Here is a 22,697-nt window from a genome sequence, read left to right on the forward strand (position 1 = left end):
CATCCCTATTAAAAGTAAGCGAGGACTTTCATGCATAAAGATTCTAAGATTTTTATAGCTGGCCATAAAGGTCTTGTAGGCTCTAGCATATATAAAGAGTTAAGCGATCAAGGATTTAATAATCTTTTAGTAAGAAGTAGAAGCGAACTTGACCTACTAGACTTTGAAGCTGTAAAAAAGTTTTTTGAAGAACAAAAGCCTGAAGTTGTCTTCCTAGCAGCAGCTAAGGTTGGTGGAATCTTGGCTAATAATACCTATAGGGCTGACTTCTTATATGAAAACCTAAACATACAAAACAATGTCATCCATTCTAGTTACCTAAGCAAGGTTAAAAAACTAATCTTTTTAGGAAGCAGTTGCATATATCCTAAAAATGCCCCTTGCCCTATAAAAGAAGATAGCTTACTAACTGCTCCTTTAGAATACACTAATGAACCCTATGCTATAGCTAAGATTGCTGGACTTAAGCTTTGTGAAAGTTATAACCTTCAACATGGCACTAACTTCATAAGTCTTATGCCTACTAATATGTATGGGCCAAATGATAACTATAACCTTTCTAGCTCTCACGTCATGCCAGCGCTCATTAGAAAGATAGTACTTGCTAAGTGGTTAGAAGATGGAAAGCTTGACTTAGTAAAAAAGAATCTAAAAAAAGAGTGTGGCAAAGATGATGTAAAGGCCTATCTAAAAGGCTTTGGTGTAAGTAAAGATAGTGTTATCATCTGGGGAAGTGGACGTCCTAGAAGGGAGTTTTTACATAGTAGTGATCTAGCAAAGGCTTGTATTTTTATAGCACAAAATGTAGACTTTAAAGATCTAGCGGCTAATAAAAAAGAAGTAAGAAACACTCATATAAATATAGGCTATGGTAAAGATATAAGCATATCTGAGTTAGCTAATATGATAAAAGATATCGTTGGCTTTAAAGGAACTTTAGTTTATGATATCTCAAAGCCAGATGGAGTTATGCAAAAAGTGATGGATATAAGCAAGCTAGAAAGCCTTGGCTTTAAACCTGAGATAAGCTTAAAAGAAGGACTAAAAGATGTCATCTCTAGCTATCTAGAAAGCTTTGAAGGTTAGTTATATGAAGCCTGCATTTAAACTTATACTTTTAACTTGTGCTACCTCCTTAGCCTTTAGCCTTCAAGCTAGAGACAATCCTTTCCAGTCCAACTTAAACCAAAGAGATTTTATAGATATGCAAGATAAAAAGCCTAAGCCTTTTTTAGATTCTATAAATGTAAAGTTGCCAAGCACGGCTAGGGAGCTAGATTCCATAATCATAAACTACAAAAACATAGATGGCTCAACTTCTACTAAAACTATAAAGCTAGATGCAAGTCTAGACTGGCACTATCCTGTACGTATCTCCCAGGATGAAGCCATAAAAGATATACATAAACGTTACTTTAATCTCTATAAATTTGACTTTTATATACTAAAAAACTCAATTGAAATCCTAAGTCCACTAAAACTACAAAGAAGCTTCCTTTTAGCTTCACCTATGCGTATAGTTATGGACTATAAAAGAGATTCTAAAGATGAGTTTAGTAGCTCTTTACAAACCCATCTTCAGTACTTTAGTACTGTAAGCGTTGAAACTCACGAGAAGTTTTATAGAGTCATACTTACTCTAGATGGACAATACAAGCACAAGGTCACAGCAAATGGCAACACCTACAAAATTACACTTCAGTAAAGAAAATATAGTACTTATAGGATTTATGGGGAGTGGGAAGAGTACAGTAGGAAGGCTGATAGCTGAGGAGTTAGGCTACACTTTTATAGATAGTGATGCATGGATAGAATCTAAGCTTGATATGAAGATAAAAGAGATCTTTGCTGCAAGAAGTGAAAGCTACTTTAGAAGCCTAGAAAAGATGTTCATAGATGCTAATCACAATGATCATTCACTAGTTATAGCTACAGGTGGGGGCATGCCTTGTTTTAATGACACTCATGCACTAGGGATTAATATCTACTTAAGAGTACCTTTTGAAGTCATAGCCAAAAGACTAAAAGATGATGGCTTAAGACCTTTGTTTCAAGATGAGGCTAAAGCTCTAGAACTCTTTAAACGAAGAGAGGCTATTTATGAAAGAGCACAGTTTGTTGTAGATGGAAGTTTAAGACCAGTTGAAGTAAAAGATTCCATCCTTAAGCTTTTAAAAGACTCTTACTTAAAGAGCACACCTCCAAAGGACTTACATTAACAAAGCTAGTAAGTCTTTTATAATAAAAGCCTTATGTGCCTAGCATAGCAAACAGCATTTTAAGTGCTTAAGTTATACTAGGTCTAACTACTTCTACTAAACTTTATATAAGAAAATCTCAAATACACAGTGTTTCTCAAGAAACACTACACACTAATAAATTTTACTTTTAGCTAGGCTATTAAAAATCTATCATCAAAAAAACTATTAGCGCCCATCAAACTTACTAAAAGCTAAAGATATATAATGTTTCTCAAGAAACACTACATTTGGCCAACATCTAGCCTAGTTTGCTAGAATCTAAAGCTTTAAAGCTAGCAGATCCTACTCTAAGATATTATAAGCTTCCTCACCATGCAAGCTTACATCTAGTCCATCATCCTCTGCCCTATCTTCAACGCGCAGCCTCATAAATAAAGATAAAATCTTAAATATAACGTAGCTAACCACACCTGAAAGGATAACGCTAAAAAGTACTCCAAAGACTTGCTCGCCTAGCAGATGAAAACTACCACTGTAAAATAGTCCTTCAGGTGCTATCTTTCCTACTACGTCATTAATACTTGTACTTGCAAAAAGCCCAGTAGCTATACCTCCCCATATACCTCCTATACCATGAAGCCCAAACGCATCAAGTGTATCATCGTACTTTAACTTTGCCTTCACATAGCTAATGCCAAAAAAGCAAAGAGGGGAGGCTAAAAAGCCTATAATAACAGCAGGTATTGGACCAACATAACCTGCAGCAGGAGTTATAGCAACTAAGCCTGCTATAAGTCCAGTTGTACCACCTAGCAAAGTTGGTTTTTTATACTTTATCCACTCTATGCTTAGCCAGCCAAGCAGTCCAGCAGCCGCAGCTAAAATGGTGGCTACTAAAGCGTGCACTGCTACTTCATTTATAGCACCACTACTACCTGCATTAAACCCTAGCCAGCCAAAAAACAAAAGCATAGCACCTAAAAAGCTAAAAGGAAGATTATGGGGCATATTGCCCTCTATCATGTGACTTTTTCTGCAGCCTACAACTAGTGCACCCACAAGTCCAGCTATACCAGCACTTATATGCACAACTCCTCCACCTGCAAAGTCTAGTCCACCTCTATGAAGCAAGAAGCCATTTTCACTCCAAACAGCATGCGCTAGGATGTTATAAACTATCAAACTCCAAAGTGTAGTAAAAATGATGATAACGCTAAATCGCACGCGCCCAACTAAAGAACCGCCTATAATGGCTGTGCTGATGATGGCAAACATCATCTGAAATAGCATAAAAAGCAAGTTAGGCACACCATTTTCATTAACACCTTTTAGATTATCCAGTGCAAAAAAGCTTAGATCTCCTATGATGCCTATGCCCGTATCATGGCCAAAACTTAGCGTAAAGCCAATTATCGCCCACTCTATAGCAACAACCCCAAAAACAACAAAGCTGTTCATAATCGTACTTAGGGCATTTTTTGACTTAGTCATACCAGAGTAAAACATAGCCAGTGCTGGCGTCATCAAAAGCACTAGCATAGTGCATAGAAGTATAAAAACTGTATTTGCCCCGTTTATCATCACCTATCCTTTTTTAGTTTATAGAATCCTAAATAGCCTCATAGCCATTTTGTCCAGTCCTTATCCTTATAACATCAGCTACGGGTAAGATAACTATCTTGCCATCTCCTACCTGCCCACTTGCTAACGTTTTTAAAGCTATATCTTTTATCCTTTCTACATCTTCTGCCTTAGCTATTATCTCAACTCTTATACGTGGCATGAGATTAGCCGTGATCTGAGATCCTCTATAGATCTCAACTTTGCCTTTTTGATTACCTTGGCCACTTACGTTTATGATAGTCATACCAGTTATGCCTTCTTTAAAAAAAGCATCTCTTAATATGCCTACTTTGTTATGTTTTGTTGTGATTTCTATCTTGTAGATTTGCTCGCTCATCTTAAAAAGCTCCTTAAATGGTTTTTGGTGTTTGATAAACTCTAGAATTATAGAGCATCACCAAAGGTATATAACAGCCATATGTCTACAGTGATATTTTTATAGCATCTAGTACATCTTTTATATGGTTAATTAAACTAAACACATATCGTGTTGAGTAGGATTATAATATCTTAAACTTTAAAGTAAGATAAAGATAGCATTATCAAGCCCTAAAATAAGTCTCTAGCAAAACTTAGTCAAGTTGTACATGACCATAACGATTAACTCCATAAATATTTTTATTAAGATAAATTTAAATTTATTAAAATGCTTGATAATAAAGATTCTCCTTACATTTTTACACAAGAAAGTATCCTAATAATTTACTTTAATGAGAATCTTGCGAGCTAAAATTAACGATTAGACTAAAGAAATAAGTCTTTTTTTTTTTTTTGTATTTAAACACGTGCTTAGGTGATCGTAAATCAAAATAAGAGGTAAGATCAGAAAAAAGTAACATCATTTTTACCATTTTCACATAACATTTTTATGTTTTTGTTTTAAAGGGGTTTTATTGCACACTAGTTTAAGGAAGATAAATGGGTGAAAAAATCTTAGATAAAGAGAGCTTTATAGTTTCAAAAACAGACCTTAAAGGAAACATAACCTACTGTAATCAAGTATTTTTAGAGATGATTAATGCTAGGTGTAGTGAAGTTATAAACAAACCTCAAAGCATAGTTAGGCACAAAGATATGCCAAGAGGTATATTTAAACTACTATGGGATAGGATAAAAGCTAAACAAGAAATCTTTGCTTATGTTAAAAATAAAACCTTTGATAACAACTACTACTGGGTCTTTGCTAATGTCACTGCCTCTTTTGATGAAAATGGGAAAACCATAGGCTACTACTCAGTTAGGCGCAAGGCTAATCCCCTAGCCCTCCCAGCTATAGAATCTTTATATAGAGATATGAAAAGTGTTGAAGAAAGAGGTAACTTAGAATCTTCGATGAAATGTTTAGATGAGTACCTAAAACACAAAAATACTAGCTATGACGCTTTAGTAAACAACTTACAGCGTATGAAGGGATAAAGATATGGGACTTTTTAGCAAGAAAAAAAGAAGCGTTTATAATGAGATACTAGATACTATCTCAAAGGCTCAGCGTGGCGAGCTAGAAGCTAGGATCATAGATGTTGAAAGTGACCCTAAGCTTAATGAGATAGCCATAGGTATAAACAACTTACTAGATCAAGTAGAAGCTTTTATGAGAGAAAGCACTACTTGTATAGAAGCTGCAAGTAATGGCATAGCTTATAGGAATCTTTTTATATCAGGTTTTAAAGGGCTTTTTAAGATTAATGCCATAGCTATGAGTGAGGGAGTAAGAGGGATTTTAGAAGGGCAAAAAGGCAGGGTTAGGGCCACTATTAATGAAAAGTTCTCAGAGCTTGATAATGGAAATAAGGGCATAGACTGCATACAAAATGACTTGCAAATCAACATGCAAGAACTAGACATCATAAAACAAAACTCACAACAAACCGCCCTTCAAGCAAGAGAGAGCATACATCAAGTAGACTTGCTTTGTGATAACTTAAGCGACCTTGGAAGTACTTCTACAAAGGCCCTTGAAACTCTAGATACAAGGGCTAATGAAATAAGTCGTGTTATAAATATGATAAAAGACATAGCTGATCAAACTAACCTTTTAGCATTAAATGCCGCCATAGAAGCCGCAAGGGCAGGGCAGCATGGCCGTGGTTTTGCTGTAGTTGCAGATGAGATAAGAAAACTAGCAGAACACACTGGAAGTGCCCTTAGCACAGCAAGCAATAGTATTAATCTACTTTTAAGAGAGGCTAAGGATCTAAACTCAAATAGTGATTCTACAAACCACGCCATAATCGAAGCTAAGGAAAACACTAAAAACTTAAAACTTTCACTAGAACGCTTTAGTGTTGATGCTGCTGATACAGCTAGTGCGTCTGCTTTTGCAAGGACTAAAACTGCTGGAATCCTAACTAAGATAAACCTAGTTTTATATAAAATCCTAGCTTACAACTACACATTAAACACTCCTGATAAAGCAAAGCTAGAGCAGCAAAGAAAGCTGCTTCAAGAAGAGTTTTTACAGTATTTTTCAGATTCTCACACTAAAGATGAAGTACTTAAAAGCTTGCAAGATATAAATGAGATAGTAGATAGAAATATAGGCGGGGAGTTTGATATGAACCATGTTGGGGAGATAGTCAATGACTTTGAACACTTAGAGGATAAAAATAAGATGATTTTTAGCATCATAAATGATGCCTCGCAGATGAACAGCGTTCCTTTGAATATTAAAAAACACTCATCTTGAAGCAATACTCGAGCTTAAATCCAATCTTCATCTCTAAAGATAAGGCCTTTTGCCTTTATGAAGCAGATTGCAATAAAATCTTGCCTTGCTATAAACAAAGTTTTGATCTAATCTTTGCTGACCCTCCTTACTTTCTTTCAAATGATGGTTTAACTATTAATAGTGGGAAGGTTGTAAGTGTTAATAAAGGAGCTTGGGATGAAGAAAAGGATCTAAAAAAGATAGATAGTTTTAATAAAACGTGGATACAAAACGCAAAAACTGCCCTAAAAGATACAGGGAGTTTACTAGTAAGTAGCACTTATCATAATGTATTTTCTTTAGGCAAGGCCTTACAAGAGCTTAACTTTAAACTACTAAATATAATCACTTGGCAAAAGAGTAATCCTCCTCCAAACTTTAGCTGCCGCTTTCTTACCCACTCAACTGAGCAAGTTATCTGGGCTAGAAAAAGTGAGAGACACAAGCATATATTTAACTACGAGCTTTTAAAAAAACTTAATGATAATAAGCAGATGAAAGATGTTTGGAACTTGCCTGCTATCTCTTCTTGGGAAAAGGCTAATGGCAAACACCCAACCCAAAAGCCTTTAGCCTTGCTAGTTCGCTTACTTTTAATGGCTAGTGCTAAGGATAGCTTGATATGTGATCCTTTTAGTGGTAGTAGTACTACAGGCATAGCTGCAAACTTGCTAGGACGCAGGTTTATAGGTATAGAAAAAGATACTAACTTTATAGATCTTTCAATCAAACGAAAACTTGACTTAGATAAAAATAAAGCAAAGATAGAATCTAAGATAAAAGATTTAGTCTTTTTAAAAAACTCTTCTTTGTCTTAAAAACTTAAAACTACACAAAAAGCAAGCTTTCTAAAACCTTTAATCTATCTCTCTAACTCTTAAAAACACTGCATGTTTTGGAATCTTGTTTTTACTTAAAGAGTAGTACTTATAGGTGATAAGAGAGCCAATACTAGGAGGATTCTTTCTTAAGACCTTAGAAAAACCAGAGCCTATCTTAAAGCTTAAGTGTTCACTCCTACACTCCATAGCGCCTTTGCCATCTTTAAAAGATTCTATCCCTAGTGTGTAGCCAGTTAAGATGCACTCAGCATCTAAAAAGGGCTTAAGTTTTAAGTTATCATTATTCCTAAAAGTAGTATAGGGTGCTTTATCTTTTCTTATAACTAAGCCCTCTCCTCCTTTGTTGATGATATCTTTAAGCCTAGAATCTAAGTCTTTAAAGCTTATTAATCTTATCTGTTTTATCACTACAATATTGTGCACATAAGGCCTAGCTTTAAGATAATCTTTTATAACTTGCAATCTTTCTTGTAAACTCCCTTTAGCGCTAGGCACATCAAAGACGTAGTATTTTAGATTTGCATTAGGCTTAGCAGTTTTTACCATACTAACTATATCTTCAAAACTATCTTTACTTGAGTAAAGCTCGCCATCAAGACTAAAAGGAGGAAAGTCTTTTAAAAAGTCTTTATCAAAGTTAAAATTATGTCCATTTTTACTAAGCAAACTTTTGCCATCATAAAATGCCCTTACACCATCAAGCTTTTCGCTTACTAGATACTCTTTTATATCACTTATATATTCTTTTTTATAAGGCTTTAAAACTAGTAGGTCTAGGCCAAAAAGAGCGCTAAAACAAAGTAGACATAAAATTAAAAATCTCAAAAAACTATAGCCTTTAAAGTTCGTAAGTTTTTAGCCTAAAAAAAGCAACTATATAAAGAATGACAGTTACAACATAGATATTAAAAACATATATTAAGTACTCACGCCATCCTCCAAAACTGCCCTCACTGCCATTTATATTCCAAAAAAGTATAGGAAACTGGCCAATTGAGATGATTATATAAATTAGAGCAAAGACACCTATGCAGTACATCATCTTAAAGCGTCTACCTCTAAAAGCTATCATTAAAAAGCAAAATGTAGCTACTTCAAAAAAATACTTAAAAGAACTCTTTGCAAACTGCCATCCGTTTTCACTAAGCTCTAAAACTCCATGACCAAAAGAGAGTTTATACTCTATAAAAATCACTACCATACTTATGATGTAAAAAGTTAGTAGGGCTAGGATTCTACTTAAGATTAAAGTGTTAAAAGATGCTGGAATCATAAAAGTGATATAAGCACTTTTACTAAAAAAGTCTTTATGAAACCACTGTAAGATAAACTTTACATGCAAAGCTACAAAAACTAGCATAATGGCTACAACTAAGATAACAGCTGAAATCTCGCCTCCTCCATGTTTATCTACGATATTAGCGTAGCCTACTATGATGATAGAGGCTATGTAGGCTATTAAAAACTCTAAGTAGGCTTGTTTTAGAAAGGTTTTATAAAGCTTAAAGGTCATTTGCATTGGCTGTCTTTAGAAATTGATAATAAATGCTTGTTAGGTTTTTAAGTTCTTTTAGGGATACTCTTTCATTAACTGCGTGGATTCTATCATTTATAACGCCAAGCTCTACTACTTTAACTCCAAAGGCAGAAAAGTACTTAGCATCTGAAGTGCCACCTTTTGTATTTAAACTAGGAGTTATGTTACATACTTCTTTAACTGCACCTTCTAAAGTCTTTACAAGCTTAGTATCTTTGGCATCTTTTAAGATAAAGCTTTTTGAAGCTTCTTCTAACTCTAAAGTATACATAAGCCCACTAAGCACAGAATCTATATAAGCTTTAAGGCTTTCTTTAGTTGTAAGGGTAGAGTTTCTAACGTTAAAAAGCACTCTTAGATTCTGTGGGGTTAGGTTAGTTACGCCAGTGCCTGCGTGCATGTCAGTTATTATAAAGCGTGAAGGTTCAAAGTAGCTATCTCCATTATCAAGCTTAACTCCAGCTAGCTTAACTAAGTAAGGTGCAAACTTTTCTATAGGATTAACACACTTTTCTGGATAGGCAGCATGCCCTTGCACGCCTTTTATCTCTAGCTTGCCATTTATACTTCCACGCCTTCCTACTTTTATACTATCCCCCAAAGTCTTCTCACAAGTAGGCTCAGCAACTAGGGCATGTGTTGGCAAAAAGTCTAGCTCTTTTAGATGCTTTAACATCTCTAAAGTCCCATCAATGGCCCTTCCTTCTTCATCACTAGTTAGCAAGACTGAAAGACTAAGATTAGATTCCTTAAAAGCTTGCAGAGCACTTAAAAAGCAAGCTATGCCCCCTTTCATATCTTGGGCTCCTCTCCCATACATAAAGCCTTCTTTTATAGTTGGAGTAAAAGGATCACTTTCCCAACCTTCTCCAGGTGGGACTACATCTATATGGCCTGCAAAACAAAGATTAGTTTTTGAAGTGGGATGTTTTTTATAAAGAAAGAGGTTTTTAACGTCGTTTTTAGTTAGCTCTATAACTTCAAAGTCTGGAAGTAAGCTTTTTATATATGCATAGATATTAGCTTCATTAGGCGTGATAGTTTTATAAGATATTAGTTTACTTAGTATCTCTTCTGGTTGTTTTATCGTACTTTCTAGCATCTAATCCCCTTTAAAAAGATATTATTATATTACAAGAACAATGCCCACTTAAAAACTATAAGGAGTTAGCCTAGCCATGGAATCCCAACTTATGTCTTTAGCTATAGAGACTTATAAAATAACTCTCTATCTAGCCCTACCTATACTTTTAGTAGCCCTAGTTATGGGGCTTTTAATAAGTATATTTCAAGCTACCACTCAGATTAATGAAATGACTTTAGCCTTCGTGCCAAAGATCCTAGCAGTCATAGCTATGATAATCTTTACTATGCCTTGGATGCTCAGTATGCTAACTGACTATACAAAGATGCTTATAAATATGATCCCAACTATCATCTCATGAAACAGATCTCATGTTAGTAGACTTTAGCAAGCACTCTAGCCTAGGGCTTGGCATAAAAGCAGAAGTAAGAATCTTTGATAGAGAAGAGTTAGGACTTGATATAGACTATAAGGGTTTAAAGGAGTTAGGGCTAAACTATCTAGGTAAGTTTAACTTTGTAGGCAGGGGTAATAACATCTTAGTAAGTAAGGGAGAAAAACTTGGAATCTTACGCGGGTTTAATCACATACTAGACCTAGGTAATGTAGTAGAGATAGGGGCTAATGTAAAAAGCAAGGAGATATTTAACTACTTCAAAGAGCATAATCTCATAGGAGCAGAGTTTTTAGCACATCTTCCAGGCGAGCTAGGTGGTCTAGTAAAGATGAATGCAGGCATGAAAGACTATGAGATATCTAACTTGCTTCATAGTTGTAATATAAATGGCAAGTGGGTAGCAAGAGAAGAGCTTAGTTTTGAATATAGAGCCTTAAATACTAAAGGGACCATACTTGCAGCGAGATTCCTAAAAGTAGTTGGATTTAATAAAACTCTAGCTGCTTTATGCCTTAAGATGAGATCTAATCAACCAGGTGGCAAAACTTGTGGAAGCTGTTTTAAAAACCCTAAAGGAGACTTTGCAGGTAGACTTTTAGAGTTAGCTGGCATGAAGGGCTTTTTTATAAAAGGGGTTGGCTTTAGTGAAAAACATGCTAACTTTTTAGTAAACACTGGCAAAGAAACTAGCCCAGAGCCTGCTTTAGAGGTTATAGAGCTAGCTAAGCAAAAAGTTTATGAAGCAAGTGGCATCAAACTAGAGTGTGAGTTAGCCATATTATGAACAACATGACTTTAGATATAAACTTAGAACTAACTAATGAGGCTAATAGCTATAAAGATGAAGTTATCTATGATGAAAATCTTTTAAAAGATATAAGCAGGCTTTGTACTCCTTTAAAAAACACTTTAGTTGAGCTTATCTTTATAGATGCTCCTTCCATGCGTGAGATGAATAAAACCTATATGCAAAAAGACTACGCAACTGATGTTTTAAGCTTTCCTTTTCTTGATGAGTTTAGTAAAGATGCAAAAACGCAACGCTTTTTAGGAAGCATCATCATCAATCTAGATCTTGCCTATGAGATTAGTCAAAAGTATAAACATGCCTTAAAAGATGAGGTGGCCTTACTTTTTACTCACGCACTTTTACACCTACTAGGTTTTGATCACGAAGTAGATAAGGGCGAGCATAGGGCAAAAGAAAAAGAAATATTACAAGCTTTAAACCTACCTTTAAGCTTGATAGAGCGCACGCTTAATGAAGGTGAGTTAATAGATTCTAAAGCTACAAAATCTAATCTTAGCCTTTGTGTTTTAAAAGACTATAAAAGGGCAGATAGCGCTATAAGTGAGATCTTAGATCTAAGTAGAAGTGATGTTGCAAGAGCTTTAAAACTAGGGCTAATCTCTTCTAAAAATAAAGTCTTAAAAGCTAGCACACCTTTAAAGACTAAAGATGAGCTAAACATATCTAAACTAGCTTTAAATAAAGAAGAAAGTGCTTATACTTTAAAAGAGGACTTTAAGCTAGAAGTCATCTATGAAGATGATGGTTTTTTAGTTATCAACAAACCTAGTGGTATAAGCGTACACTCTGCAAGCTCGCTAAAAGAAGCTAGCCTTGTTGAGTACTTAAAAAAAGAAGGCCTTAGCCTTTCAAACTTTAGTGGAGAAGAGCGTGCTGGCATAGTTCATAGACTAGATAAAGATACTAGTGGGGCTTTGATGATAGCTAAGGATAATAAGACACATGCTAATCTTTCTCAAAAGCTAAAAGATAAAAAGATAGCAAAGATCTATCTAGCTGTTATATCACCACCTTTAAAAGAAAACTGCACAGTTACGTGTCTAATAGGAAGAAATCCAAATAATAGATTAAAGATGACTAGTCTTGATAAAAACTCTCGCACTAAAGGGCGCTATGCAAAAAGTGAGTTTAGAAAGATAGCCTTAAGTAAAGATGGGAAAGAGAATCTAGAACTTATAAGCATTAGAATCTTTACTGGAAGAACTCACCAAATAAGAGTGCATCTTAACACTTTACATCGTTTTATCTATGGTGATACATTATATGGCCCCAAAGATAGGGCTTTTAAGACTAGGATGCTACTTCATGCTTATGTGCTAAGATTAGATTCTGAGCATATTTTTAAAGCTAGGCTACCAAAAGATTTGATAGAATTTATAGATTCACATTTTGATGATTATAAAGACTTATTAAGTAAGGATTATGAGAAGTGGCAAGAAGAGCTTCAAGCAGAAGAACTTCAAGATAAAAGAGCTTAAAAAAGTAAGGGTATAAAACATGTATACAAACAAGATACTAGCTGCATTCAAATATGTTTTAATCCCTTTCATTGCCCTTTTTTTTATAGCCTGTGCAAACATCTTTAACACCTTTGGGATTAAAGATAGGATAGATCCAAGCCTTCCTACCATAGCACAACTTAGAATCTTACCTGATGTGAGTGAAGTGGCCTTTGAGTGGGACTTACCAAGTGATGTAAGGATGATTAATGGCTATGTGATATTTAGAGAAAACGCTAAAGGTGAGTTTAAAAAAGTCGCCATAGTTAAAAATCCTTTTGCTACTCACTACTATGATAAACACCTAACTCCACAAACTAGATATGTCTATGCTATCTCTACTATAGGAAGGGATGGAAGTATAAGTCCAAGAAGCACTCCTGTTGCTACAACTACTAGTTTTATAGACCCAGTAACTTTATTTTACGCAAGCAAAGAGTATGCAAGGACTATAAAACTTATATGGAGCCCTTCAGCTAATCCAAGTGTAACTGGATACATCATAGAAAGAGAAGCCCTAAAAGATAATAAACATGTGTTTATAAAGATAGGGACTACTAAGGATAGATTTTTAAGTGAGTACTTTGATAGAAACTTAGCAGATGGCACAACTTATAAGTATAGAATTATCTCTCAAAGCTTTGCTAAAAGCCTCTCGCTTCCAAGTAATGTCATAGAGGGAAGAACTAGATTCTTACCTGATCCTATAGTTAATATCACAGCCACTACTGATAGACCAAAACAAATCTATATAGAATGGGATAAGTCTAAAGATAGAGACGTGGTAAGCTATAACGTCTACTACTCAAGCACACTTGAAGGGGCCTACTCCTTACTTGCTAATGTCAAAGGTAATAGCTATCTTGATAACTTACAAAGTGATGGAACCACACGTTTTTATAAAGTAAGTGCAGTTGATATATATAAACTAGAAAGCAAGTTAAGTGTTGGAGCAGCCAAAGGTAGAAGTCTACCTAAGCCTACTACACCCACTATAGTTACTAAGTCTTTTGCTAACAACATAGCTAGCTTTTCATGGAGCAAGCCTAGTGAGGCACGCATAAAAAGCTATATAGTTTATAGGAAGGCAGGATTTTTTAAAGACCCTGATAAGTTTGAGATAGATGGCAACTCCTTTTCTGATAAGGAGATGAAACCTGGGATTAAGTACACTTATAGTGTTTCTAGTGTAGATGATAATGGCTTAGTATCCTTGCCAAGTGCACCTTTAACTTTTGAGATTAATAATACTAACTCTAACCTTGAGCTTACTCCTGTGCCTATTAACCCTAGCATAGAGCCTAGTCACAAAGTAGAGCACAAACATCACCCTAAAAACACCACCCATAAAAAACAAAAGAGTCAAAAGAAGTGATATGCCACATTTTATAAGTAAAGATAAACTGCCTTTAGATATCACCTTAAAAGACTTTTCTTTAGAGTTTTGTGTGGAAAATAAAACCTTAAAAACCAGTCTTTATGGCATAAGCGATAAAGATAATAAGCTAAATCTAGTAAAGTGCTATGAGAGAGAAGATAGCTACCTTTATAAGTTTCCCAAAAACGCAAGGCCACTTAGTAATCTTTATGCTAAAAACTTACTTTCTAGCCTAGCTTCAAAAACTACTTGCCTTTCTCATAATCTAAACTTTACAACTAAGCATAATCTTAGCTCTAATACAGAAGAGGTATATAAAAACATAGATATAGTTGAGATAGGCTTTGGTAGTGGAAGGCTTTTTTTAGAACTTTGTACTAATAATCCTACTAAAAACCTACTAGGTTTTGAAGTCCACACCCCAAGTGCTAATCAAGTAAAAAATGCCCTAGTCTTACATGGAATCAAAAATGCCACCATTAGCCTAAATGATGCAAGAAATGCCCTTCAAGCCCTACCAGATTCTAGTCTTGAAAGAATCTACATGCACTTTCCCATCCCCTGGAATAAGGCTAAACATAGACGCGTTATAAGCATTAACTTTTTAGAAACTGTTTTTAGAATCTTAAAAAAAGATGGAATCTTAGATATAAGAAGTGATGACTTAGAGTATATTCAAGACTGCATGGAGTTAGTTTTAAGCTTTAAACAAGCAAGATTTAACCTAGCTAAAAATGCTGCTTTTAACATCACAAGTAAGTATGAAGCAAGATGGAAGGCACAAAACAAAGATATCTATGACTTACATGTATTTAAGACTTTAGATTTTATACAAGATACTAAGAGTATGCAAAAAGAAGCAAACTTTAGTTTTGAAAACTTAGGAGGGATGCTAACTCAAAAAGACTTAGAAGCCTTGCAAAGACAAAAGATTCTAAAAGAAGGCTACTTTATAAGCTTTAAAGGCTTTTATACTGATGGAAGCATTTGTCTATTAGAAGTTATCCTTGGAGAGTTCAACTCTCCTTTTAGTACATTTTTATTGCTAAAAGATAAGAAACTTAGCTATTTTAAAACGCCTTTGCCTACTAAAAGTCTAAATCTAGCGCATATTTTGCTAAAAGACTTACTACAAACCACTTTAAAAGAAGCTACATGAATGTTTTAATAAAAGCAGACAAACTAAATCTTGGATATAAGAAAGATGAGTTAATCATAAAAAATGCCAACTTTGAGATACACCCAAAAGACTTTGTCTTTATCTCTGGACCTAGCGGGAGTGGAAAAAGCACTCTTTTAAGGTCATTTTATGGTGCACTCAAAGTACAAAAAGGAAGTCTGCAAGTAAATGGCTTTAATATGAAACGTCTTAGCTCAAGAAAACTAGCTTTGCTTAGGCGGGCTTTAGGAGTGGTATTTCAAGATTATAAACTCATAAATGAGTGGAATGTAGAAAAAAATATAGCCCTGCCTATGCTTATAAATGGCTTTTCAAAAACTGAGACTAAACAAACAGTAGAGATGCTACTTTCTCATATCAACTTGCTTCATAAGGCTAATAAATACCCACCTGAACTAAGTGGAGGCGAGCAGCAGCGTATAGCCCTAGCACGCGCTTTATCTCATAGACCAAAACTTATCCTTTGTGATGAACCAACTGGGAATCTAGATGACTACTCAAGCGATATGATTTGGGGCTTACTAAAAAGTTCTAATGAGCAACTAGGTATAACTATAGTAGTGGTCACTCATAGACTGCCAACCCACCTAAATATAAACCATAGAAAGATAGAAATCATCCAAGGAGAGGTCAATGAAAGAAATTAGATCTCACATATCATTATTAATACCACTTATAGCCTTGCTATTTGGTATACAAATAATCATGCTAGTACAAAGAAGCCTAGACACACAAGAAACACATCTTGTACAAGACTATTCAATAATGATAGCTTCCAAACAACCTCTAACTATAACTACCTTGCAAGATAAGATAGTAGAGGCTAAAAGCCTTGATGCCATAGACCCTGAACCTCAGCTTGATAGACTAAAACAAAGCATAGGCGATATATCTATCTTTAAAAAAGATCTTCCATACTTTTACTCTTTAAATCTTGAGTACTTTCCTAGCAAGGCTAGACTTGATGCTATAACAGCCATACTCAAAAAAGTACCTAATGTCATAAGAGTTGAAAGCTTTGCTAAAAGCTACACTCAAGTTTATGGGCTTTTGACATTTATAAAGTTTAGTATAAGTATATTTGCTGTAGTTGTGTTTATAGTAAGCGTACTTTTGATGTTAAAGCAAATTGCTATCTGGAAGTATCAACACGCCACTAAAATGGAAGTTATGGATATATTAGGTGCTAGTGTATGGATAAGGAATAGGCATCTTTTTAAACTAGCTTTTATAGATAGTTTTATAGCAAGCATCATTACCATCTTGATAGTTTACTACCTTGTCGATACAGACTTTATACGCAGCATCTTAGAATCTTTAGACATAGGCAAGGGCATATTAGAAGGTGTGCTTGACTTTATAAGACTAGTAGTTATAGCCCTTATAGTTAGTAATATATGCGTTATCTTAGTTATCTTTTCAAAGAGCAAAAATTGAAAGTTAAGTTACTAGGCCTATCCTTAGCCCTTTGCCTTAGCCAAGCACTAGCTACAGATATAAATGATATTAATAAAAATATCAACCAAAACAAAGCCAAACTTAGCTCTGTCTCAAAGCAAAAAGATTCTATAAACTCTAAGCTTGATAGTCTAGGGCTAAAGATAAACCAAAGACTAAAGCAAATAAAACTCCTAGATAAAGAGATAATCGCACTTAACCAAAACATACAAGACAACAAAAGTCAAAACCAAAACCAGATAGATGAGCTTGCTTCTTTAAAAAATAGATTCCAAGATATGCAAGTAAGGGTAGCTAAGATACAAACTGAACTAGCAAGCATCATCATGCAAGATCTAATCTTTTCTGACATATTACAAAGTCGTGAGTTTAACACCAAAGAAGATGTGATCATGCAAGAAACTTTTAAAGTCTTACGCAAAAAAAGCCTAGGACAGATAAAAGACTTAAAGCAGCAAGCTAGCACACTAGATAAGCAAATAGCAGCCACTTCAACAAGTATCGCAAAAGTAAGTGCACTTATAAACACTCAAGTTACCAAGCAACAAAACCTAACTGCCATGCTTAGGAATCAAAAAACACTAATCTCTAGTATGCAAAATGAAGTCCAAGACTATAACACCCAGCTAAAAGATATAGATGCCAAACGTCAAAGCCTAGATGACTTATTAACTAAGCTAAACATACTCAAAAAAAACAAGCAAGAAGAGCTAAAACGTGAGGCTGAAAGAAAGCGTTTAGCTGAGCTTGAAAGACAAAGAATCTTAAAAGAGCAAAAAGAAAAAGCTGCTAAAGAAGCTCTTGAAAAACAGCGCCTTGCTAAGTTAGAAGCAGAGAAAAAAGCCCTTGAAGAAAAGGCAAAAAGCGCTAAGGGTAAAGATATAGATTCTATAAATAAAAACATAGCTAGGCAAAATGACAAAATCCTAACTCAAAACCTACTAGATAATGCAAGTCAAAGGGATCTAAACGCACCAATTGATGTTAAGCAAATCGCTTCAAGTTATCAGATAGCCCAAACTGTAAAATATACAGGACCTAAGACCATAGCCCCACTTGCCCACTATACAGTTGAACAAAACTATGGCACCTACTATGATCCAGTTTATAGACTAAAAGTTTTTAACGAAGGTGTCATACTAAAAAGCAAAGAAAGCGATGCTATGGTTAGAGCAGTTATGGATGGAAAAGTTATCTATGCCCAAGAGATGCCAGTACTTAAAAAAGTAGTCATTATAGAGCATGCAAACTCACTTCACACTATCTACTCTCAGCTTGATAAGATAGCCCCTACCTTACGCCCAGGTTTTGTGGTTAAAAAAGGCTATGTTATAGGACGGGTTAATAAGTCTTTAGGCTTTGAAGTAACACAAAAAGATAAGCACATAGACCCTATGGATCTAATCAAATAAAGGAGCAAACATGTTTAGTGCTAACCTAAAAAATATCTCTCATATGTTTAAAAAAACTAGTGAGCTAGAGGCTATAAGTGCCTTTTTTAAAGAGTGTATAGATGGAATCTACAAAATAGAAGATTATGAAGCAAAAAGAAAAGTAGAGCTTGTAAATGGAATCTTTGGAATCTTACAAACTTATAGTTTAAAAGATGAAAAAGATGCTTTTTTTGAAAGCCACCTAAAATATATAGACTTTCAGCTTACGCTTAGAGGAAGTGAAAGATTTTTAGTTGGAGACATAAAAGACTTTGAGATAAAAACTCCTTATGATGAAAAAAAAGATTTCATAGAGTATAAGCCAAACCTTAAAGTCTCTCGCATAGTTTCAAAAGAACTTGATTTAAATGTTTTCTTGCCTTATGACGTGCACGCTGGTGGAATCTATCACGAAGATAACAACATAGTTAAAGTAGTAGTTAAAGCCCCAAAAGAACTTATAAAGTTAAAGTTTTAAAGCTTTTGTTATCTTGCTTTTAGATTAAAAGTGAGATATTAAAAAATGAAGGATTAAAAAAACTAGATAGATTAAAAGAAGATATGGAATCTAAAAAGATTCCATATTACAAAAAGAGTAAAAGACTATATTTTGTCTTTGATACCTAAGGCTTTGATAGTTTCTATATATTTAGGATAGTTAACTCTTTTTAAGTATCTAAGTAGGCTTTTTCTCTGTCCTACTAGTTTTAAAAGTCCTAGTCTACTTGAGTGGTCTTTTTTGTTGATTTTTAAGTGCTCAGTAAGAGTGCTTATCCTGTTGCTTAAAAGCGCTATTTGCACCTCACTGCTTCCTGTGTCTTGTTCATTTCTGCAAAATTTAGAGATTATCTCTTTTTTTTTCGCCAGATCCATAGCCATATGTGACTCCTTAAAGATTGGTATAAAGTGAGGGAGTATAACATATATAGCCTTATTTTGTTAAAATAAAGACTTAATTCTCAAAGGCGATATCTAGATGGCAAAAAAGGACTTTATTAAAAGTGCGCTTCCTTTCTTTAGGTACATAGGGCGCTCAAGAGACTTAAGTGTGGTTGTGTTTATCATAGCCATACTTGCTGTCATAATAGTGCCCTTGCCCGCTGCAGTACTAGATTTATTCTTAATAGTCTCTCTCGCCCTTGCTATCTTAATCATACTAATAGCAGTTTATATAAATAAACCCATGGATTTTTCTACTTTTCCTACTCTTTTGCTTTTTGTGACGGCTTATCGCCTAGCCTTAAACATAGCAACTACTAGGATGATACTAAGTGAAGGTTATAAGGGGCCAGATTCTGTAAGTGGGATAATCGCAAGTTTTGGCCACTTTGTCGTGGGTAATAACTACGTGATAGGAACTATAGTTTTTATCATCCTAGTTATTATAAACCTCTTAGTTGTGACTAATGGTTCAACTCGTGTCACAGAAGTGCGCGCACGTTTTGCCCTAGATGCCATGCCTGGAAAACAAATGGCCATAGATGCTGATATGAATGCTGGGCTTATAGATGAAAAAGAGGCTAAAAGTAGGCGCGAAAACCTTGCTGCTGAGGCTGACTTTTATGGTGCCATGGATGGTGCTTCAAAGTTTGTTAAAGGCGATGCTATAGCCTCTATAATCATAACTATAGTAAATATCATAGGTGGCTTCTTAATAGGCGTCTTCCAACAAAACTTAAGCATAGCAAACTCAGCTTCAACTTTTACTATCTTAACCATAGGTGATGGTCTAGTAGGGCAGATACCCGCCCTTGTCATAGCTACAGCTACTGGTATCGTTGCTACTAGGACTACTAAAGGAGAGGAAGAAAACTTTGCTAACTCCCTTGTAACCCAACTTACAGATAAGTCTAAAGTCTTAGTTATAGTTGGTTTTATACTTATCCTCTTTGCACTAGTGCCAGGACTTCCTAACTTTGCTTTAGGCTTTGTGGGCCTAGTATTTTTAATAACAGCTTGGCTTATGAATAAGGATAATGAAAAGTCTGTCTTTTATAAGATGACAGCTTTTATAACTAAAAAGTTTACTAGCAAAAAGAAAAAAGAGCCTGAAGCAAAAACTGAGATAGATAAAAACTCTCGCCACTTCCAAGACTTCCCAAAAAGGCCTGTAAAATCTCAAGAAGAGATAAGAAAAGAAGAAGAACAAGCTATTAATGAAGTCTTAAAAGTAGAGTTCTTAGAGCTTCATCTAGGCTATCAACTTATACGTCTTGCAGCAGTTGATCAAGGTGGAGACTTACTAGAGCGTGTTAGGGGGATAAGAAAAAAGATAGCGCGTGATTATGGATTTTTAATGCCTCAGATAAGGATGACTGATGATCCTGGCATTGGCCCTACTACTTATCAGTTCTTTTTAAAAGGTGTACTTATAGGGGAGGGTGAAGTTATGCCAGATAAATTTTTAGCTATGAATACAGGCTTTGTAACTAAGGAGATAGAAGGCATACACACCAAAGAGCCAGCCTTTGGACTAGATGCTATATGGATAGATTCTTATCTAAAAGAAGAAGCTATCATCCAAGGCTATACAGTCATAGATCCAAGCACAGTTATAGCTACTCATATGAGTGAGTTAGTGAAAAAATATGCTGAAGAGTTTATAACTAAAGATGAGATAAAAAAACTGCTTGACAGACTAGAAGTTGACTATCCAGCTGCAGTTGAAGAGGCTAAGAAAGTTCCAAGCAGTGTTATAAGATCAGTTCTTCAAGCCTTGCTACATGAAGGCATACCTATAAAAGACATGCTAAGCATACTAGAGACTATAACTGATATAGCCCCACTAGTGCAAAATGACGTTCCTATCATAGTAGAACAAGTTAGAGCTAAACTATCTCGAGTTATAACTAATACTTTTAAATCTGAAGATGGCAACATAAAGCTTTTAACGCTTTCTCATAACAGTGAGCAGTACCTTTTAAACAAACTTAAAGAACAGCCTTCTGGAAGACACTTACTGCTTAATGCAACTGAAATGCAAAAGCTTATAGATAAGATGAGTGAAGAGGCTATGAAGGTAGTACAAAAAAATATCTCTCCAGTCATACTAGTAGTTGACCCTCAACTTAGAGCTCCACTAGCAAGCAAACTAGAGCAGTTTAAACTTGATAACATAGTAGTACTAAGCCACGCTGAAATTGATCCTAACGCATCTTTTGAAGTACTAGGAACAGTTGACTTAGGGTTTTAGATAACAACTAGATTCTATATAGAATCTAGTTTTTTTAAAAAAGTAATGCCTGCATAAAATGGGAGAGATTTATTAAAAGTAATACCAACTTACTTTATAAGCTTGCTTATATCTTTGAAGTTTGGATGTTTTGCATCTTTAAGCAAGCCAAATAAAAACTGCTCAGTGCTTAGTACTTCTACATTTTTAGATTCTAAAGCACGCACTGCTATGTTGTGATTGTTCTCATCTCTAGATGATGAAGCATCTTCTATAAGAGTGCATCTTAAGCCATGCTTTTTTGCGTCTTTAATGGTCTGATATACACAGATATGAGTTTCTATCCCAAAAAAGACTAAGTTTTTATACTTACTATCTAATAAAAACTCTGATAACTGCTCAAATGCACTAAAGCTAGTTTTTTCTATAGTTTTTACAACCTTAGCATCTTTTAGATTGATATCTTTGTGAAACTCACCTAAACCTTTTACATACTGCTTACTCACAAAAACATCTATATCTAAGATACCACTTGCACTTAAAAGGATGTTTGCATTTTTAGTTATCTTTTCTTTTTTACTTATAACTGGAAGCAATCTTTCTTGTATATCTATACATACTAATAAATATTCATCCATTGTTTTATTCCTTAAGTTCTATATCCCAAAAGAACCTTATCCATTCCTTAGCTTCATGCAGGCTAAAGTCTGGACTAAAGTGTGCCTTGGGCTTATAAAAGATACTAACAGTATTTACATTAACATGTGGATAAGAAATAAGAATCTTTTCCTTTATAGCCTTCATACTATCACCACTATCTACTATATCATCTACTAAAAGCACGTTTTTTACACTGCTAAGATCAGGCATATTCCATATTTTTATATAGTCTAGCTTGGTCTTATCGTCATAATGTATGGAGTTAAGCGTATAAAGTGCACGTAAGTTTAAAGCTATAGATAAAAAGTGTCCTATAGTAACCCCACCTCTTGCTATAGCTAGTATGCAGTCAGTTTGACACTCATTTTTTATCTTGCTAGCTAGTGCTAGTATGTCTTTATTAAACTCTTCATAACTGTAAAAGTACATGTTTTTCCTTTTAGGTTTTATCGTATACGTATTTTACTAGTTAGTGTAAAGATTTTAAGATCCTTTTATATAGGCAATTCCAATCTCTTTATACCATTAGCCAAATCCTTATTCCAACACTTTCTTTCTCACACTCTTTATTATTTGTATGTTTTTTTAATAAAAAAAAAGGGTTTAACCCCTCCCTTACTCCCATAAAGCCTACAAAAGCGTAAGCTTCCTTGAAAACAAAGCTTCCTTGAAATCACGCGTTCGCACTACTGCTTCTTTTTTCTCATGATTTTTG

Annotated in this window: 24 protein-coding genes; 16 read left to right on the forward strand and 8 right to left on the reverse strand. The window is 34.8% G+C overall.

Annotated features, from left to right (window positions below; genetic code table 11):
• The first annotated feature begins 30 nt into the window (after positions 1-30).
• Genes BKH43_RS00690 through BKH43_RS00700 form a run of 3 tightly spaced genes read left to right on the forward strand, consistent with a single transcriptional unit; the run spans position 31 to position 2,219 of the window.
• The gene (locus BKH43_RS00690; RefSeq protein WP_095227467.1) at positions 31-1,086 is read left to right on the forward strand and encodes a GDP-L-fucose synthase; all 1,056 of its coding nucleotides are present in this window, start codon (positions 31-33) and stop codon (positions 1,084-1,086) included.
• Positions 1,087-1,090: 4 nt separating this feature from the next.
• Positions 1,091-1,705 carry an AMIN domain-containing protein gene (locus BKH43_RS00695; protein WP_095227469.1) on the forward strand — a complete coding sequence of 205 codons (615 nt, stop codon included), beginning with the start codon at positions 1,091-1,093 and terminating at the stop codon, positions 1,703-1,705.
• The gene (locus BKH43_RS00700; protein ID WP_172402275.1) at positions 1,674-2,219 is read left to right on the forward strand and encodes a shikimate kinase; all 546 of its coding nucleotides are present in this window, start codon (positions 1,674-1,676) and stop codon (positions 2,217-2,219) included. Before BKH43_RS00695 ends, BKH43_RS00700 begins: the two co-directional genes overlap by 32 nt.
• Positions 2,220-2,543: 324 nt before the next feature.
• Here the strand turns inward: BKH43_RS00700 and BKH43_RS00705 are convergent, their stop codons facing one another.
• Positions 2,544-3,779, reverse strand: a complete 1,236-nt coding sequence (locus BKH43_RS00705; RefSeq protein ID WP_172402283.1) for an ammonium transporter — start codon at positions 3,777-3,779, stop codon at positions 2,544-2,546.
• A 31-nt stretch (positions 3,780-3,810) separates the two neighbouring features.
• Complete coding sequence (locus tag BKH43_RS00710; protein ID WP_095227475.1) at positions 3,811-4,161, reverse strand: P-II family nitrogen regulator; 351 nt, start codon at positions 4,159-4,161, stop codon at positions 3,811-3,813.
• Positions 4,162-4,742: 581 nt separating this feature from the next.
• Here BKH43_RS00710 and BKH43_RS00715 point away from each other — a divergent pair.
• The 3 genes from BKH43_RS00715 to BKH43_RS00725 are packed head-to-tail and all read left to right on the forward strand — an operon-like array spanning position 4,743 to position 7,349.
• The gene (locus BKH43_RS00715) at positions 4,743-5,240 is read left to right on the forward strand and encodes a PAS domain-containing protein (protein WP_095227477.1); all 498 of its coding nucleotides are present in this window, start codon (positions 4,743-4,745) and stop codon (positions 5,238-5,240) included.
• 4 nt (positions 5,241-5,244) lie between these two features.
• Positions 5,245-6,510 carry a methyl-accepting chemotaxis protein gene (locus tag BKH43_RS08690; protein ID WP_095227480.1) on the forward strand — a complete coding sequence of 422 codons (1,266 nt, stop codon included), beginning with the start codon at positions 5,245-5,247 and terminating at the stop codon, positions 6,508-6,510.
• Positions 6,504-7,349 (forward strand): site-specific DNA-methyltransferase, encoded by an 846-nt coding sequence (locus BKH43_RS00725; protein WP_095227482.1) that lies wholly within the window; start codon positions 6,504-6,506, stop codon positions 7,347-7,349. The genes BKH43_RS08690 and BKH43_RS00725 overlap by 7 nt, the downstream gene beginning before the upstream one ends.
• Positions 7,350-7,388: 39 nt before the next feature.
• On the opposite strand, the gene BKH43_RS00730 is transcribed toward BKH43_RS00725, so the two are convergent.
• From BKH43_RS00730 to dapE, 3 genes are read right to left on the reverse strand one after another with little or no spacing between them, the layout of a single operon-like run.
• Positions 7,389-8,198 (reverse strand): DNA ligase, encoded by an 810-nt coding sequence (locus BKH43_RS00730; protein WP_095227484.1) that lies wholly within the window; start codon positions 8,196-8,198, stop codon positions 7,389-7,391.
• 13 nt (positions 8,199-8,211) lie between these two features.
• Positions 8,212-8,892 (reverse strand): hypothetical protein, encoded by a 681-nt coding sequence (locus tag BKH43_RS00735; RefSeq protein ID WP_095227486.1) that lies wholly within the window; start codon positions 8,890-8,892, stop codon positions 8,212-8,214.
• Entirely contained in the window at positions 8,876-10,012 is a 1,137-nt protein-coding gene (gene dapE, locus BKH43_RS00740; RefSeq protein WP_095227488.1) for a succinyl-diaminopimelate desuccinylase, read from the reverse strand. The genes BKH43_RS00735 and dapE overlap by 17 nt, the downstream gene beginning before the upstream one ends.
• Before the next feature lie 76 nt (positions 10,013-10,088).
• Here dapE and fliQ point away from each other — a divergent pair, with 76 nt between their 5' ends.
• The 9 genes from fliQ to BKH43_RS00785 are packed head-to-tail and all read left to right on the forward strand — an operon-like array spanning position 10,089 to position 18,628.
• Entirely contained in the window at positions 10,089-10,355 is a 267-nt protein-coding gene (fliQ, locus tag BKH43_RS00745) for a flagellar biosynthesis protein FliQ (RefSeq protein WP_095227490.1), read from the forward strand.
• 10 nt (positions 10,356-10,365) lie between these two features.
• On the forward strand, positions 10,366-11,175 hold the full coding sequence (locus BKH43_RS00750; protein ID WP_095227492.1) for a UDP-N-acetylmuramate dehydrogenase: 810 nt from the start codon (positions 10,366-10,368) through the stop codon (positions 11,173-11,175).
• On the forward strand, positions 11,172-12,680 hold the full coding sequence (ybeY, locus tag BKH43_RS00755) for an rRNA maturation RNase YbeY (protein WP_095227495.1): 1,509 nt from the start codon (positions 11,172-11,174) through the stop codon (positions 12,678-12,680). Before BKH43_RS00750 ends, ybeY begins: the two co-directional genes overlap by 4 nt.
• 19 nt (positions 12,681-12,699) lie before the next feature.
• Entirely contained in the window at positions 12,700-14,076 is a 1,377-nt protein-coding gene (locus BKH43_RS00760) for a fibronectin type III domain-containing protein (RefSeq protein WP_095227497.1), read from the forward strand.
• Between the two features lies 1 nt (position 14,077).
• Positions 14,078-15,238, forward strand: coding sequence for a tRNA (guanosine(46)-N7)-methyltransferase TrmB (gene trmB / locus BKH43_RS00765; protein WP_095227499.1), 1,161 nt, complete (start codon positions 14,078-14,080; stop codon positions 15,236-15,238).
• Complete coding sequence (locus tag BKH43_RS00770) at positions 15,235-15,906, forward strand: ABC transporter ATP-binding protein (protein ID WP_095227501.1); 672 nt, start codon at positions 15,235-15,237, stop codon at positions 15,904-15,906. Before trmB ends, BKH43_RS00770 begins: the two co-directional genes overlap by 4 nt.
• Positions 15,893-16,696, forward strand: coding sequence for a hypothetical protein (locus BKH43_RS00775; protein ID WP_095227503.1), 804 nt, complete (start codon positions 15,893-15,895; stop codon positions 16,694-16,696). Before BKH43_RS00770 ends, BKH43_RS00775 begins: the two co-directional genes overlap by 14 nt.
• Positions 16,693-18,129 carry a peptidoglycan DD-metalloendopeptidase family protein gene (locus BKH43_RS00780; protein WP_253248014.1) on the forward strand — a complete coding sequence of 479 codons (1,437 nt, stop codon included), beginning with the start codon at positions 16,693-16,695 and terminating at the stop codon, positions 18,127-18,129. Before BKH43_RS00775 ends, BKH43_RS00780 begins: the two co-directional genes overlap by 4 nt.
• A 10-nt stretch (positions 18,130-18,139) precedes the next feature.
• Entirely contained in the window at positions 18,140-18,628 is a 489-nt protein-coding gene (locus tag BKH43_RS00785; RefSeq protein ID WP_095227506.1) for a YhcH/YjgK/YiaL family protein, read from the forward strand.
• A 125-nt stretch (positions 18,629-18,753) separates the two neighbouring features.
• Here the strand turns inward: BKH43_RS00785 and rpsO are convergent, their stop codons facing one another.
• A complete protein-coding gene (gene rpsO, locus BKH43_RS00790) occupies positions 18,754-19,029 on the reverse strand; it encodes a 30S ribosomal protein S15 (RefSeq protein WP_095227508.1) in 276 nt (91 codons plus the stop codon).
• Positions 19,030-19,126: 97 nt separating this feature from the next.
• Between rpsO and flhA the strand changes: the two genes are divergently transcribed.
• Positions 19,127-21,343, forward strand: coding sequence for a flagellar biosynthesis protein FlhA (flhA, locus tag BKH43_RS00795; RefSeq protein WP_095227511.1), 2,217 nt, complete (start codon positions 19,127-19,129; stop codon positions 21,341-21,343).
• Positions 21,344-21,432: 89 nt separating this feature from the next.
• On the opposite strand, the gene BKH43_RS00800 is transcribed toward flhA, so the two are convergent.
• Together BKH43_RS00800 and BKH43_RS00805 are read right to left on the reverse strand one after the other, a co-directional pair.
• Positions 21,433-21,960, reverse strand: a complete 528-nt coding sequence (locus BKH43_RS00800; protein ID WP_095227513.1) for an isochorismatase family protein — start codon at positions 21,958-21,960, stop codon at positions 21,433-21,435.
• 4 nt (positions 21,961-21,964) lie between these two features.
• Positions 21,965-22,411, reverse strand: a complete 447-nt coding sequence (locus BKH43_RS00805; RefSeq protein WP_095227515.1) for a phosphoribosyltransferase family protein — start codon at positions 22,409-22,411, stop codon at positions 21,965-21,967.
• Between the last annotated feature and the right edge of the window lie 286 nt (positions 22,412-22,697).

The organism is Helicobacter sp. 13S00401-1, assembly GCF_002272925.1.
Taxonomy (GTDB): domain Bacteria; phylum Campylobacterota; class Campylobacteria; order Campylobacterales; family Helicobacteraceae; genus Helicobacter_I.